This is a genomic window from Gordonia mangrovi (assembly GCF_024734075.1).
GTDB classification, from domain to species: Bacteria; Actinomycetota; Actinomycetes; order Mycobacteriales; family Mycobacteriaceae; genus Gordonia; species Gordonia mangrovi.
On sequence record NZ_CP102850.1, the window covers coordinates 4,370,401 to 4,383,917 of the forward strand.

Here is a 13,517-nt window from a genome sequence, read left to right on the forward strand (position 1 = left end):
GGTGCTCGGTGGCGCCGGCGTCCCTGCCCGCCTCAACCGTAGGGGATCTCGGCCAGTCTGCCCAACGCAGAACGAACCAGATCACCATCGGTCGTCCGCCAGAACGGCGGAAGCGACGCGAGCAGGTACCCACCGTATCCGGCCGTCGCGAGCCGGGAGTCGAGAACCGCGACGACACCGCGGTCGTCGGTGGAACGCAACAACCGTCCCGCGCCCTGCGCCAGCAACAGCGCCGCGTGGTTGGCGGCGACGGTGAGGAAGCCGTTGCCGCCACGAGCCTCCACAGCGCGCTGCCGGGCGGTGAGCAGCGGGTCATCCGGGCGGGGGAAGGGGATGCGGTCGATCACCACGAGACTGCAGGACGGGCCCGGGACGTCGACGCCCTGCCACAGCGACAGCGTGCCGAACAGGCAGGTCTGCGGGTCGTCGGCGAACTTCCGGACCAGCGCGGCGGTGGTGTCCTCGCCCTGGCAGAGCACCGGGTGATCGACGCGATCCCGGATCGCATCGGCGGCCTCGCGGGCCGCACGCATTGACGAGAACAGCCCGAGCGTGCGCCCGTCGGCGGCGGCGACCAGACCGGCCAGCTCGTCGAGTGTCTGTTCGGCGATCGCGTCACGCCCCGGCCGCGGCAGGTGGCGGGCGACGTAGAGGATCGCCGACTTCGGGTAGTCGAAGGGGGAGCCGGCGTCGACGCCGCGCCAGCGTGGCGGAGTGTTGTCGGCGGGTGCGGCGGCGCCGTGCGCCATGGCACCGATGTCGGCGACCGGTGGGTCCTCCGACTGCGGGTCGGCGCCGTCGGTGTCGCGTCGGCCCGCCGCGGGCAGACCCCAGGTCGCCGCGAGTGCATCGAAGTTGCCGCCGATGGTCAGCGTGGCCGAGGTGAGGACGACGGTGGCGTCGGCGAACAACGACGCCCGCAGCAGCCCGCCCACCGACAGCGGCGCGATCCGCAGCACCGCCCGGGTGTCACTGCCGACCTTGTCGTGTGCGAGCCAGACGACGTCGCGCCGCGTGGACTCGTCGGGGCTGTCGAACGCGCCGAGGAGTCGGACGACGGTGTCGTGGGCGTCCTCCAGCGAGGTGAGTGCTGCCGAGCGGGCCGCCGCCGAGTCATCGGTACCGCTGCTGCCGGGCATCCGCACCGGACCGATCTCGTTGCGCGCAAGCCACAACCGGTCCCGCAAGCTCGCCAAGGCCGCCGGAACGCCGGAAGGCAACCGCGTCCACTCCCGTGCCGGCATCTCGGCGAGCAGGCCGTCGAACATCTCCGCCGCACCGAGCAGCGCATCGGTGGTCTCGTCGTCGAGCAACTTGCCGCAGCGTCGGGCGACCAGCGTGATGCCCGCTCCCGACAACTCGGCGGTGGCCACCGACGTGATGCGATCGACCAACTCGTGCGCCTCGTCGATCACCACGACGTCGTGCTCGGGCAGGATGTTGGCCGGACTCGTCGCGTCGATGGCCAGCAGTGCGTGATTGGTGACCACGACGTCGACCTGACCCGAGGCACGGCGCGCACGTTCGGCGAAGCAGTCCTCTGCGTAGCTGCAGTTGCCGGCCCCCAGGCACTCCCGCGCCGAGACGCTCACCTGGCGCCAGGACCGGTCGGAGACCCCCGGGCTCAGATCGTCGCGATCGCCGCTCTCGGTGTCGGAGGTCCACTCCCGTAGGCGGGTCACCTCGCGTCCGGTGCGCGACAACTCGAATGCGTCGAACAGTTCGCTCGCCGGCTCCTCGGCCGTTCCGCTGTGGATCTTGTTCAGACACAGGTAATTGCCGCGACCCTTGAGAATCGCGAAGGTGGGTTCGCGGCCGAGTGGACCGGCCAACGCGGCCGCCACGCGCGGCAGATCACGCTCGATCAGTTGTCGCTGCAGTGCGATCGTCGCAGTCGAGACCACCACGGTGCGGCCGGACACGACGGCATGACGGATCGACGGGACCAGATAGGCCAACGATTTTCCGGTGCCGGTGCCGGCCTGGACGGCCAGGTGTTCGCCGGTGTCGATGGCGTGGGCGACCGCCGAGGCCATGCGCAGCTGGCCCTCGCGTCGGCGTCCGCCGAGCGCGGTGACCGCGCTGTCGAGCAGGGAGATCACCGAAGGGGTAGAGGTCATGCGGAGGTCGTCACCCGTTGCCGGACGAACCGTCGTAGATCAGATCACCGTCGAGTTCCACGCCGGCGTCCCGCATCTCTTTGAGTGCCTTCTTCGCGGTTTGGGCGGACACGGCAGCGGTGAAGTTCAGCAGCACCCGCGTGTCGAACCCCTCGCGGACCGCGTCGAGCGCGGTTGCGCGCACGCAGTGGTCAGTGGCGATCCCGACAACATCGACATGGGTGATGCCCCGATCGCGCAGCCACTCGGCGAGAGTGACGCCGTCGGCGGCACCTTCGAAGCCCGAGTAGGCGGCGCTGTAGTGGCCCTTGTCGAACACCTGGTGCGCGACGGCGTCAGCGAAGTCGGGATGGAACGCGACGCCGTCGGTGCCCACCCGGCAATGCGGCGGCCAGGAGTCCACGTAGTCGGGCTTCTCGGAGAAGTGATCGCCTGGATCGATGTGATAGTCGCGCGTCGCGACCACGGTGCGGTAGTCGCCCAGGATCTGGTTGACGGCGTGCGCGACCGCCGCGCCGCCGTTCACGCCCAGCGCACCGCCCTCGCAGAAGTCGTTCTGGACATCGACGACGATCAGGGCGTGGTCCTTGGGGGCATGTTCTGCCATGACTGTGGTGTGAGTCCTTCCTGGCTAACCGAGTACGTAGCGGGTGGGGACGGCGGGATCTCCGTGGGACAGGCCCAAACCCTCCCATGGCAGGCTCACGAGCGCATCCGCGAGGTGTGTGCGTCCGTTCTCGAGAGTCGGTAGGCCGTCGACCGGATCGCCGCCGCGTACCAGCGGGATCTGCAACGGTCGCAGCGTCAATCCATCCGACGATGGCGGATCGTCGACGGTGCGGTAGAGGATTTCCTCGACGATCGTGCCCGAGGCCCGAGCTGCCCGCACCGCCCGCTTGGCGCCGCCTTTGGACTCCTTGTGGCTGGCCCGTTTCGCGACGGGCAGACCATCGACCTCGACGAGCTTGTAGATCATGCCGGCGGTGGGTGCGCCGCTGCCGGTGACCAACGACGTGCCCACCCCGTAGGTGTCGACGGGTTCGGCCCGCAGCGAGGCGATGGCGTACTCGTCGAGGTCGCCCGACACCACGATCTTGGTGTCGGTGGCGCCCAGCGAGTCGAGCTGGTCGCGTACCTGACGGGCGAGTACGCCCAGATCGCCGGAGTCGATCCGGACCCCGCCCAGTCCGGTCCCGGCGACGTCGATCGCGTTGCGGACACCCTGGGTGATGTCGTAGGTGTCGACGAGCAGCGTGGTGCCGATCGCCAGTGCCTCGATCTGCGCGGCGAAAGCGGCTTTCTCGTCCGGGCCGTCCGGGCCGGTGAAGCCGAGCGTGAATGCGTGGGCCGCGGTGCCCGCGCTGGGCACCCCATAGGTACGTGCCGCTTCGAGATTCGACGTGGCGGCGACGCCGGCCAGATATGCGGCCCGCGCACTCGCCACCGCCGCACGTTCGTGTGTGCGGCGCGAACCCATCTCGATGATCGGCCGCCCGGCCGCGGCGCTGACCATCCGGGCCGCCGCCGACGCGATCGCACTGTCGTGATTGAGGATGGACAGGATCAATGTCTCCAGCAGCACGCCCTCGGCGAACGTCGTACGCACGGACAGGATGGGGGAGCCGGGGAAGTACAGCTCACCTTCGCGGTAGCCGTCGATGTCGCCGGTGAACCGGTAGTCGCGCAGCCAGCGGACCGTGTCGTCGTCGAGGAATCGACTGACCGATGCCAGCTCCTCCTCGCCGAAGCGGAAGCGGGCGAGTTCGTCGATCAGCCGTCCGGTGCCCGCCACGACGCCGTATCGGCGACCATCGGGCAGGCGGCGCGCGAACACCTCGAACACGCATGGGCGGTGCGCCATCGGATGACGCAACGCGGCCGAGACCATGGTCAGCTCGTACTGATCGGTCAGCAGGGCGGTGTTGTCGATGGTCACAATCGCTTACCCTATGTCGTATGGCGCCTGACGAGACTAGTGCGCACGAGGCTACCTTCCAGGGCGAGCGAAGCGACGGGAGATTCCAGGGCGAGCGAAGCGACGGGAGATTCCAGGGCGAGCGAAGCGACGGGAGATTCCAGGGCGAGCGAAGCGACGGGAGATTCCAGGGCGAGCGAAGCGACGGGAGATTCCAGGGCGAGCGAAGCGACGGGAGATTCCAGGGCGAGCGAAGCGACGGGAGATTCCAGGGCGAGCGAAGCGACGGGAGATTCCAGGGCGAGCGAAGCGACGGGAGATTCCAGGGCGAGCGAAGCGACGGGAGATTCCAGGGCGAGCGAAGCGACGGGAGATTCCAGGGCGAGCGAAGCGACGGGAGATTCCAGGGCGAGCGAAGCGACGGGAGATTCCAGGGCGAGCGAAGCGACGGGAGATTCCAGGGCGAGCGAAGCGACGGGAGATTCCAGGGCGAGCGAAGCGACGGGAGATTCCAGGGCGAGCGAAGCGACGGGAGATTCCAGGGCGAGCGAAGCGACGGGAGATTCCAGGGCGAGCGAAGCGACGGGAGATTCCACAGCGAGCGAAGCGACGTGGGTTGTCGCAGCGAGCGGAGCGACGATGGTGGGCCCGGTGGTACGACCGTCGTCGAACCGGAGCTCGCCGAGAACGCCGCCGCGCTGGACCGGCCGTGGGTCACCATCGTCTGGGATGACCCGGTCAATCTGATGCGCTACGTCACCTTCGTGTTCCAGAAGGTCTTCGGCTACTCCGAATCGCACGCGAACCAGCTGATGATGCAGGTCCACACCGAGGGCAAGGCCGTGGTGTCGGCCGGGGAGCGCGACAAGATGGAGGGCGACGTCCGAAAGCTGCATGCGGCCGGTCTGTGGGCCACCATGCAGCGGGACAGTTGAACGGAGAATCGGCAACACGTGCGTACCTGGAAACGCAAGGGCCGCGGCTCGTCGCTGCGCATCTGCTCACAACTCGACCCGCACGAGGTCGAACTGTTGGCGTCGATGATCGGCTCGATGCAGGAACTGTTGACCGAACGCGACGCCTCGGCACCTCGCGACGAGTTGTCGGAGCTCACCGGTATCCGGGTGGGCCACACCGAAGCTCCGTCCGATGTGACACTGGGCCGATTGCTGCCGGATTTCCATCGGCCCGACCAGGATCGTGAGCTGGCCGCCGACGTCGTCAACGGCGACGTGAACAGCGCACTACGCAGTGTGCACGAGCCGCACATCATCGAGGCCAAACTGACCGCCGCCCGGGTGGTGCTGGACACGCTTCCGCGTGGTGGGGGCGACTTGGCGCTCACCGAGGCACAGGCGATGGAGTGGCTGACCGCGCTCAACGACGTGCGTCTGGCGCTGGGCGCGATGCTCGGCATCTCCGAGGACACACCGGATCAACTTCCGCCCGAGCATCCGCATGCGGCGCACCTCGATGTGTACCACTGGTTGACGGTGATGCAGGAACTGCTCGTCGAGTCGTTGATGTGACCGGCGCATCGCAGATGCCCGGCGCGACGGCTCCGGCGGGTGACCGGATCACGGAGGTGGCGGGTATCTCGGTGGGCCATGCGACTCGGATCGATGACGCCGTGACGGTGGCTGCCGCGGATGGCACCGTGGATGGTCGGGGGTGGGCGACCGGGACAACGGTGGTGCGGATCGACGCGCCGGATGCGGTGTGTGCGGTCGATGTTCGCGGTGGCGGCCCCGGCACCCGGGAAACCGATCTGCTCGACCCGTCGAACACCGTGCAGACCGCCCACGCGATCGTGCTCACCGGCGGCAGTGCATTCGGCCTGGCCGCCGCGGACGGCGTGATGGCCGGTCTCGAGCAGGCGGGTGTCGGCCTCGTCATGGATGAGCACGGTCATGTGGTGCCGATCGTGCCGGCCGCGGTCATCTTCGACCTGCCGGTCGGCGCCTGGGACCGTCGGCCGGACGCCGAGTTCGGTAGAGAAGCGCTCGCGTCGGCGACGCCGGAGTTCGCCGTCGGGAGCGTCGGTGCCGGTGCCGGTGCACGGGCAGGCGCGATGAAAGGTGGCGTGGGAACGGCGTCGACCACCCTCACCGACGGGCCGGCCGCCGGGATCACCGTCGGCGCGGTGATGGTCGCCAACCCGGTCGGCGCCGTGATCGACCCCACGACCGGTCTGCCGTGGTCGGCGACCGCCGACGATCTCGCGCACCATGGTCTGGCGTCACCAGATCCCGCCGAGATCGCCCACCATGCCGAATTGACGGCGAAGCAGACCGTGCTGAACACCACCATCGGGGTGGTCGCCACCGATGCGTCGCTGGACGCGGCCTCGGTGAAGCGGGTGGCGATGGCCGGCCACGATGGGCTGGCCCGGGCGATCGTGCCTGCGCACTCGCCGCTCGACGGTGACACCATCTTCGCGGTGGCCACCGCGAAGCGTCGTCCGGACGCGATTCCCGAGGTGCCGCGGGGGATGAACCCCGACGTCGCGGTGCTGGCCGAGGTGTGCCGCGCATCCGCGCTTGTCGTGCAGCGGGCCATCGTCAATGCGGTGATCAGTGCGCGGCCGGTGGCCGGTATCCCGTCCTTTGGCGAGGTGTTGGCGTCGGCGTTGCGTTGAGCGGTTCCCACCTGTCGCGATCGTGATCGCCCCGGGGCGTTGGCGTCAGCCGTCGAGGAATAGCGTGGTCGGCAGCGACGTTGTGGTTGACCGTTGAGTTTCGCGCCGGCGGCGCGGTGCCCCAAACGTCGTGACCGATGTCAGGAGGAGACGAGTGCTGAGGATCAGCCAGGAGCTGGTTGATGCGATGGTCGCGCACGCACGCGCCGACCACCCGGATGAGGCCTGCGGGGTGATCGCCGGTCCCGAGGGGTCCGATCGTCCGGATCGGTTCATCGCGATGATCAACGCCGAGCGCTCACCGACTTTCTATCGTTTCGACTCGGCCGAGCAGTTGAAGGTGTGGCGGGAGATGGACCGACTCGACGAGGAACCCGTCGTGATCTACCACTCGCACACCGCGACCGAGGCATACCCGAGCCGCACCGACATCTCGTATGCAAGCGAGCCCAACGCCCACTATGTCCTGGTGTCCACCCGGGACGCCGAGACCGCGGAGACCCGCAGCTATCGCATTGTCGATGGTGTGGTGACCGAAGAGCCGATCGAGATCAGGAGCTGACCCAGCATGGCCGTAACCGTGTCCATCCCGACCATCTTGCGCACCCACACCGGGGGTGAGAAGCGGGTCGAGGCAAGCGGTTCCACGTTGTCGGAGGTCATCGACAACCTCGAGTCGGCCAATCCGGGCATCAAGGAACGCCTGGTGGCGGAAGGCAAACTGCATCGCTTCGTCAACGTCTATGTCAACGACGAGGATGTCCGCTTCTCCGGTGGACTCGGTACCTCGATCGACGACGGCGACGATGTGACCATCCTGCCCGCCGTCGCCGGCGGACAGTAGGCCGTGGCGCGCTACTCCTCGCTGATCGAGTCGGTGGGGCACACCCCGCTGATCGGTCTACAGCGTCTGTCGCCCAGATGGGACGACTCGGACCCGAGTGATCCCGACGGCGGCCCGCACGTACGGCTGTGGGCCAAGCTCGAGGACCGCAATCCCACCGGTTCGATCAAGGATCGGCCCGCACTGCGGATGATCGAGCAGGCCGAGCGCGACGGCGCACTGTCGCCCGGCTCCATCATCCTGGAGCCGACGAGCGGCAACACCGGGATCTCGCTGGCGATGGCCGCCAAACTCAAGGGTTATCAGCTGATCTGCGTGATGCCCGAGAACACCTCGGAAGAACGCCGGTCGCTGTTGACGATGTTCGGCGCGCAGGTCATCTCGTCGCCGGCGGCGGGTGGCTCCAACACCGCCGTCGCCATGGCCAAGGAACTCGCCGCCGAACACCCCGACTGGGTGATGCTCTATCAGTACGGCAACGAGGCCAACATGCTCGCCCACTATGAGGGCACCGGCCCCGAGCTGTACGCGGATCTGCCCGAGATCACCCATTTCGTCGCGGGGCTCGGCACCACCGGAACCCTGATGGGCGTAGGTCGCTACCTGCGTGAGCAGAACCCCGACATCGAGATCGTCGCGGCCGAACCCCGCTACGGCGATGAGGTCTACGGTCTGCGCAACATCGACGAGGGCTTTGTCCCCGAGCTCTACGACGACACGGTGCTGACCCGCCGGTTCTCCGTGCAGGGCGTCGACGCCGTGGCCCGGGTGCGTGAACTCATCGACACCGAGGGCATCTTCGCGGGCATCTCGACCGGAGCCATCCTGCAGGCCGCACGCGGCATCGGCCGCAAGGCGATGAAGAACGGTCAGCGCGCCGACATCGGGCTGGTCATCCCCGACGCGGGGTGGAAGTATCTGTCGACCGGCGCCTACGAAGGTAGCCTGGAGCAAGCAGAGCAGGCTCTCGAGGGCCAGCTCTGGGCGTGACCGCACCGACAGGAAGAGCCATGACCGTCAACCCCGCGCCGCCTGGATCGCCGACCACGGGCGCCCGCCCGCTGTGGCAGCGGTCGGTGATCATCATGGCCGCGATCACCGCGTTGCTGTTCGTCGTCGAGGCCGTGGACGCGGCGACGAACTACGATCTCGATCAGGCGGGGATCGAGCCGCGTCAGATCGACGGACTCGACGGCATTCTCTGGGCCCCGTTCCTGCACGACGACTGGGCGCACCTGTTCGCCAATCTGCTGCCGGGGTTGGTGCTCGGCTTCCTGGTGTTGATGACCCGACGGTTCGTCATCGTCACCGCCATCGTCTGGCTGGTCTCGGGTCTCGGTGTGTGGTTCTTCGCGCCGCCGTACACGGTGACCGTCGGCGCGTCGGGCATCATCTTCGGCTGGCTGACCTATCTGTTGGTGCGTGGGCTGTTCAACCGCGACATCTGGCAGATTCTCGGGGGCGTCGTCCTGTTCCTCATCTATGGGTCGATCTTGTGGGGAGTGCTCCCGACGAACCCGACCGTGTCCTGGCAGGGACACCTCTTCGGCGCCATCGGTGGTGTGCTAGCGGCCTGGTACCTCGCCGACCGTGACCGGCGCAAGGCCGCGAAGAGCGGCAGCCCGCAGGCCCCGGGGGTGCGGCCATAACAGCCCAGGACGCACCCATCGGGATCTTCGACTCCGGTGTGGGGGGGCTGACGGTGGCCCGCGCCATCATCGACCTCTTGCCCGACGAGGACGTCGTCTACATCGGCGACACCGCCAACGGCCCCTACGGCCCGCTGCCGATCCCCGACATCCGGCGGCACGCCCTGGCGATCGGCGACGACCTGGCCGCGCGGCAGGTGAAAGCGATTGTGATCGCATGCAACACCGCATCGGCTGCCTGCCTGCGGGATGCGCGGGAACGCTACGCCCCGATCCCGGTGGTGGAGGTGATCCTGCCGGCGGTGCGGCGTGCCGTGGTGGCCACCAAGACCGGCCGCATCGGCGTGATCGGGACCCGGGCGACAATCGCCTCGCGTGCCTATCAGGATTCGTTCGCCGCGGCCCGCGACGCCGAGATCACCGCCGTGGCCTGCCCCCGCTTTGTCGACTTCGTGGAGCGCGGCATCACCAGCGGGCGACAGATTCTCGGCCTCGCGCAGGGCTATCTCGAACCGCTGCAGCAGGCCGACGTGGATACGGTGGTCCTCGGCTGCACCCATTACCCGCTGCTGTCGGGGGTGATCCAACTCGCGATGGGCGATCAGGTCACACTCGTGTCCAGTGCCGAGGAGACCGCGAAGGACCTCTTTCGCGTGCTCACCGAACTCGATCTGCTGCACCCGCACGGCGATCGCGATGCGGTGCGGGAGTTCCGCGCCACCGGCGATCCGGAGTTCTTCGCCCGGCTGTCGACCCGCTTCCTCGGTCCCACGATCGGACAGGTGCAGCACCTGTAATACGTGAGCAGATTCTCAGCTCGCGCCCAGACCATCGTTGGACACTTGTGACCCGTAGCCGGACAGGGCGGCGCCGCGGCGTGGCACAGTAGGGCGTATGCGCCTCACCGTCCTCGGCTGTTCCGGAAGTGTGGGCGGGCCCGGCAGCGCCTGCTCGGGATACCTCCTGGCGGTCGACGGACAGCGGCCGGTGCTGATGGATTGCGGTCCGGGGGTCCTCGGTGAATTGCAGAGTCGCACCGATCCGGCCGATGTCGACGTGATGCTCAGTCACCTGCACGCCGATCACTGTCTGGATCTGCCGGCGATGCTGGTGTGGCGGCGATATGCGCCCAATCCGGCTGCCCAGCGGGCTCGCCTGTACGGTCCGCCGGGCACTGCGGTGCGCGTCGGGGCGGCTTCTGCCGAGGTCGCCGGCGAGGTCGACGACATCTCCGACACGTTCGACGCCATCGAGTGGCAGGACCGGGTGGATGTGGAACTGCACGGGATGACGGTGACACCGGTCCGGGTGAATCATCCACCGGAGACCTACGGGTTGCGGGTGACCGGACCCGACGGCCAGGTGGTGGCCTTCAGCGGCGACACCGGCGTCTGCGACGAGGTGGTGGAGGTCGCCGAGGGGGCCGACGTGTTCCTCTGCGAGGCCACCTGGACCCACGCGCCCGAGGAACGACCGCCCGACCTGCACCTGTCCGGATACGAGGCCGGTCAGATCGCGACAAAGGCCGGCGCCCGAGCCCTGGCACTGACCCATCTCGCGCCCTGGTTCGATGCCGAGGAGATTCTGGCCGAGGCGTGCTCGACCTTTTCCGGGCCCGTGGATCTGGTCCGACCGGGACAGGTGTTCGACCTCGTCCCGTGACGCCGCTCCCGCCTCGATCGGCGCGACGGGCCGGTCGTTACAGTTGGATCCGTGACCACACGAGCTGACGGCAGGGCCGACGACGAACTGCGACCGATCACCTTCACCCGCGGGTTCACCTCGCATCCGGCGGGGTCGGTCTTGGTCGAATTCGGTGACACCCGGGTGATGTGTACGGCCAGCGTCACCGAGGGCGTCCCGCCATGGCGGCGCGGTTCCGGATTGGGCTGGCTGACCGCCGAGTACGCGATGCTGCCGTCGTCCACTCATGAGCGCTCGAGCCGCGAGTCGGTGAAGGGACGGGTGGGTGGCCGCACCCACGAGATCAGTCGCCTGGTCGGTCGTTCGCTGCGCGCCTGCATCGACCTGGCTGCCCTCGGTGAGAACACCATCGCCGTCGACTGCGACGTGCTACAGGCCGACGGCGGAACCCGTACCGCGGCGATCACCGGCGCCTACATCGCGCTCGCCGACGCGGTCACCTACTTGAAGGCGGCCGGCCGCCTCAAAGACCCACAGCCGCTGTCGTGCATGATCGCCGCGGTGAGCGTCGGCGTGGTGGACGGCCGCGTCCGACTCGACCTGCCTTACGAGGAGGACTCGCGCGCCGAGGTCGACATGAACGTGGTCGCCACCGACGCCGGCACCCTGGTCGAGGTGCAGGGCACCGGAGAGGGCGCCACCTTCCCGCGTGCCACCCTCGACAAGCTGCTCGACATCGCGATGGTCGGCACCGACAAGCTCTTCGAGGCGCAGCGCGAGGTGCTGGCCGAGCCGTATCCCGGCACGCTGCCCACCGGGTCCTGATGTCGACTGTGCTCGTCGCGAGCCGAAACGCCAAGAAGCTCGCCGAACTGCGTCGCGTCCTCGCCGGTGCCGGCATCACCGGCGTGGAGGTGGTGGGCCTCGATGCGGTGGCCGACTATCCAGAGGAACCCGAGACCGGCGCCACCTTCGAGGACAATGCGTTGATCAAAGCCGTAGCCGGTGCGCGGGCTACCGGGATGGCCTGTCTGGCAGATGATTCGGGATTGACGGTGGACGCGCTGAACGGCATGCCGGGCGTCCTCTCGGCGCGCTGGAGCGGTCGCCACGGCGATGATCGGGCCAACAACGATCTGTTGCTCGCCCAGATCGGCGACGTCCCCGACGAGCGCCGTGGCGCCGCCTTCGTGTCGGCGTGCGCGCTCGTCGTGCCGAACGGGCAGCAGACCGTGGTCCGCGGCGAATGGCGTGGCACCCTGTTGCGGGCGCCGCAGGGCGACAACGGCTTCGGCTACGACCCGCTGTTCGTTCCCGACGACGAGGTCGCCGCCGGCCGGTCCTCGGCGCAACTGTCCGCCGAGGAGAAGGACGTGCTCAGTCACCGCGGCAAGGCGCTGGCGCAACTCGTGCCGTCGCTACGGTCGCTGGCCGACTGACACCGCGCCGCCGTCGGCTCCGTGGTGGATCGCCAACATCCGGGCGACCGAGTCCGGCCACCGAAAGCAGCTGGCGCGGCGGCGCGCCGCCGATTCCCGTTCCGGCCGCGGCATTTCGAGCACCTGCTGGATCGCCTCGGCGAAGCCGGCGGCGTTGTTGTGGGCCAGCGCGCCGCAGGTCGGATCGACCAGTCCCGCCACCGCCGACGATCGGGATGCGACGACCGGCGTACCCGACGCCAACGACTCCAGCGCCGACAGGCAAAACGTCTCGTGTGGTCCTGGCGCGAGGGATATCTCGGTGGTCGCCAGGAGCGCAGCCACCTGCCTGCGGTCGGCGACATGCCCGAGGAAGGTCACCGGCAGGCCTCTCGCCGCGCGCTCCAGCGCGCCGCGGCGAGGGCCGTCGCCGGCGACGACCAGGTGTACGCGGCGCCGCGCGGAGTGCAGCTCGGCGATGGCCGCGATGCTCCGGTCGGCACGCTTCTCCGGCGACAAGCGGCCACAGTGGGTGATCAGTGTGGTGGTCTCGTCGGCGAAGCGTGCGCCGACGGTGGGGTCGGCGTGTTGCGGATCGAACATCTCGAGGTCCACGCCGAGCGGGGCATGCCGGACATTGGTCGCGCCGATCCGGCTGAACTCGGCGGCGGCGAAATCGGTGGTGCAGACCACGGTGTCGAAGGAGCGTGCCGTTCGCCGGTTGGCCTCGTCGGCCATCGTGCGCGCCGCGCTGCGGGGCAGCGCTATGCCGAGCAATCGGTCGAGGCGTTCGTGCGACACCATCGTGGAGTGGATGTCGCGGGCGCGCGCCCACTGCCCGAAGCCGCGTAGGGTCAGCCGATCCGACACCTCGAGGGCGTCGGGGCGCAGATGGCGCAGGATGTCGGCGACGCGCCCGGGCGACGCCACCCGATAGCCACCCGACAGTGGCAGCCGGGGAGCGCGTACCGATATCCGGTGCACACCGGTCGGCAGTGTTTCCGCACCGTCGTGGTGGCCCGGCACCACGAGGATCACCTCGTGTCCGGCCGCCACATAGCCGGCACCCCAGCGATCGACCGCGGTTCGGATTCCGCCGGAGCGGGCGCCGTAGAAGTTGGCGAGTTGCACGATGCGCACGCGCTCAGTGTTGTCCGGGAAGCGTGAACGGACGACGACGCCGGGGTCACGCGGTGGCGATCACCTCATGAAGCTCTGGGTGCGGTCGGTCGATCGGAGGTGCCGACGAGCTCGCGCGTCGGATGATCAAGCGCGCGTGAAACTGCATG

Annotated in this window: 16 protein-coding genes; 11 read left to right on the plus strand and 5 right to left on the minus strand. The window is 68.7% G+C overall.

What is annotated here, in order from left to right; all coding sequences use genetic code 11:
* Positions 1 to 32: 32 nt before the first annotated feature.
* The 4 genes from NWF22_RS19840 to NWF22_RS19855 are packed head-to-tail and all read right to left on the minus strand — an operon-like array spanning position 33 to position 4,631.
* Positions 33 to 2,120, minus strand: a complete 2,088-nt coding sequence (locus NWF22_RS19840; RefSeq protein ID WP_160902749.1) for an ATP-dependent DNA helicase — start codon at positions 2,118 to 2,120, stop codon at positions 33 to 35.
* A 10-nt stretch (positions 2,121 to 2,130) separates the two neighbouring features.
* Positions 2,131 to 2,727: an isochorismatase family protein gene (locus tag NWF22_RS19845; RefSeq protein WP_160902748.1), complete on the minus strand. Its 597-nt coding sequence runs from the start codon at positions 2,725 to 2,727 to the stop codon at positions 2,131 to 2,133.
* A 24-nt stretch (positions 2,728 to 2,751) separates the two neighbouring features.
* Positions 2,752 to 4,056: a nicotinate phosphoribosyltransferase gene (locus tag NWF22_RS19850; RefSeq protein ID WP_160902747.1), complete on the minus strand. Its 1,305-nt coding sequence runs from the start codon at positions 4,054 to 4,056 to the stop codon at positions 2,752 to 2,754.
* An 11-nt stretch (positions 4,057 to 4,067) separates the two neighbouring features.
* Positions 4,068 to 4,631 (minus strand): hypothetical protein, encoded by a 564-nt coding sequence (locus NWF22_RS19855; protein ID WP_258321220.1) that lies wholly within the window; start codon positions 4,629 to 4,631, stop codon positions 4,068 to 4,070.
* Positions 4,632 to 4,646: 15 nt separating this feature from the next.
* On the opposite strand from NWF22_RS19855, the gene clpS reads away from it, so the two are divergent.
* The 11 genes from clpS to NWF22_RS19910 all read left to right on the plus strand — a co-directional run bounded on the left by clpS (position 4,647) and on the right by NWF22_RS19910 (position 12,249).
* Positions 4,647 to 4,970, plus strand: a complete 324-nt coding sequence (clpS, locus tag NWF22_RS19860) for an ATP-dependent Clp protease adapter ClpS (protein ID WP_160902746.1) — start codon at positions 4,647 to 4,649, stop codon at positions 4,968 to 4,970.
* Positions 4,971 to 4,988: 18 nt separating this feature from the next.
* Positions 4,989 to 5,564: an oxidative stress transcriptional regulator AosR gene (gene aosR / locus NWF22_RS19865; RefSeq protein ID WP_160902745.1), complete on the plus strand. Its 576-nt coding sequence runs from the start codon at positions 4,989 to 4,991 to the stop codon at positions 5,562 to 5,564.
* Between the two features lie 14 nt (positions 5,565 to 5,578).
* A complete protein-coding gene (locus NWF22_RS19870) occupies positions 5,579 to 6,673 on the plus strand; it encodes a P1 family peptidase (protein WP_160902844.1) in 1,095 nt (364 codons plus the stop codon).
* A gap of 154 nt (positions 6,674 to 6,827) precedes the next feature.
* Positions 6,828 to 7,235, plus strand: a complete 408-nt coding sequence (locus NWF22_RS19875) for a M67 family metallopeptidase (protein WP_160902744.1) — start codon at positions 6,828 to 6,830, stop codon at positions 7,233 to 7,235.
* A gap of 6 nt (positions 7,236 to 7,241) precedes the next feature.
* The gene (locus tag NWF22_RS19880) at positions 7,242 to 7,517 is read left to right on the plus strand and encodes a MoaD/ThiS family protein (RefSeq protein ID WP_160902743.1); all 276 of its coding nucleotides are present in this window, start codon (positions 7,242 to 7,244) and stop codon (positions 7,515 to 7,517) included.
* Between the two features lie 3 nt (positions 7,518 to 7,520).
* Positions 7,521 to 8,507, plus strand: a complete 987-nt coding sequence (locus NWF22_RS19885) for a PLP-dependent cysteine synthase family protein (protein WP_160902742.1) — start codon at positions 7,521 to 7,523, stop codon at positions 8,505 to 8,507.
* A gap of 20 nt (positions 8,508 to 8,527) precedes the next feature.
* Positions 8,528 to 9,166: a rhomboid family intramembrane serine protease gene (locus NWF22_RS19890; protein ID WP_160902741.1), complete on the plus strand. Its 639-nt coding sequence runs from the start codon at positions 8,528 to 8,530 to the stop codon at positions 9,164 to 9,166.
* On the plus strand, positions 9,163 to 9,963 hold the full coding sequence (gene murI, locus NWF22_RS19895; RefSeq protein ID WP_160902843.1) for a glutamate racemase: 801 nt from the start codon (positions 9,163 to 9,165) through the stop codon (positions 9,961 to 9,963). The genes NWF22_RS19890 and murI overlap by 4 nt, the downstream gene beginning before the upstream one ends.
* A 97-nt stretch (positions 9,964 to 10,060) precedes the next feature.
* On the plus strand, positions 10,061 to 10,828 hold the full coding sequence (locus NWF22_RS19900) for a cyclic nucleotide-degrading phosphodiesterase (RefSeq protein WP_160902740.1): 768 nt from the start codon (positions 10,061 to 10,063) through the stop codon (positions 10,826 to 10,828).
* A gap of 51 nt (positions 10,829 to 10,879) precedes the next feature.
* Positions 10,880 to 11,635, plus strand: coding sequence for a ribonuclease PH (gene rph / locus NWF22_RS19905; RefSeq protein WP_160902739.1), 756 nt, complete (start codon positions 10,880 to 10,882; stop codon positions 11,633 to 11,635).
* The gene (locus NWF22_RS19910; RefSeq protein WP_160902738.1) at positions 11,635 to 12,249 is read left to right on the plus strand and encodes a non-canonical purine NTP pyrophosphatase; all 615 of its coding nucleotides are present in this window, start codon (positions 11,635 to 11,637) and stop codon (positions 12,247 to 12,249) included. The genes rph and NWF22_RS19910 overlap by 1 nt, the downstream gene beginning before the upstream one ends.
* Here NWF22_RS19910 and NWF22_RS19915 read toward each other — a convergent pair.
* Positions 12,229 to 13,368 carry a glycosyltransferase gene (locus NWF22_RS19915; RefSeq protein ID WP_160902737.1) on the minus strand — a complete coding sequence of 380 codons (1,140 nt, stop codon included), beginning with the start codon at positions 13,366 to 13,368 and terminating at the stop codon, positions 12,229 to 12,231. The two genes, NWF22_RS19910 and NWF22_RS19915, sit on opposite strands and share 21 nt — an antisense overlap.
* Between the last annotated feature and the right edge of the window lie 149 nt (positions 13,369 to 13,517).

Excerpts from the sequence above, each read along its gene's own strand:
- NWF22_RS19840 (WP_160902749.1), bottom strand. The coding sequence starts at position 2,120 with ATGACCTCTACCCCTTCGGTGATCTCCCTGCTCGACAGCGCGGTCACC.
- NWF22_RS19845 (WP_160902748.1), bottom strand. The coding sequence starts at position 2,727 with ATGGCAGAACATGCCCCCAAGGACCACGCCCTGATCGTCGTCGATGTC.
- NWF22_RS19870 (WP_160902844.1), top strand. The coding sequence starts at position 5,579 with ATGCCCGGCGCGACGGCTCCGGCGGGTGACCGGATCACGGAGGTGGCG.
- NWF22_RS19880 (WP_160902743.1), top strand. The coding sequence starts at position 7,242 with ATGGCCGTAACCGTGTCCATCCCGACCATCTTGCGCACCCACACCGGG.
- NWF22_RS19890 (WP_160902741.1), top strand. The coding sequence starts at position 8,528 with ATGACCGTCAACCCCGCGCCGCCTGGATCGCCGACCACGGGCGCCCGC.
- NWF22_RS19900 (WP_160902740.1), top strand. The coding sequence starts at position 10,061 with ATGCGCCTCACCGTCCTCGGCTGTTCCGGAAGTGTGGGCGGGCCCGGC.
- NWF22_RS19910 (WP_160902738.1), top strand. The coding sequence starts at position 11,635 with ATGTCGACTGTGCTCGTCGCGAGCCGAAACGCCAAGAAGCTCGCCGAA.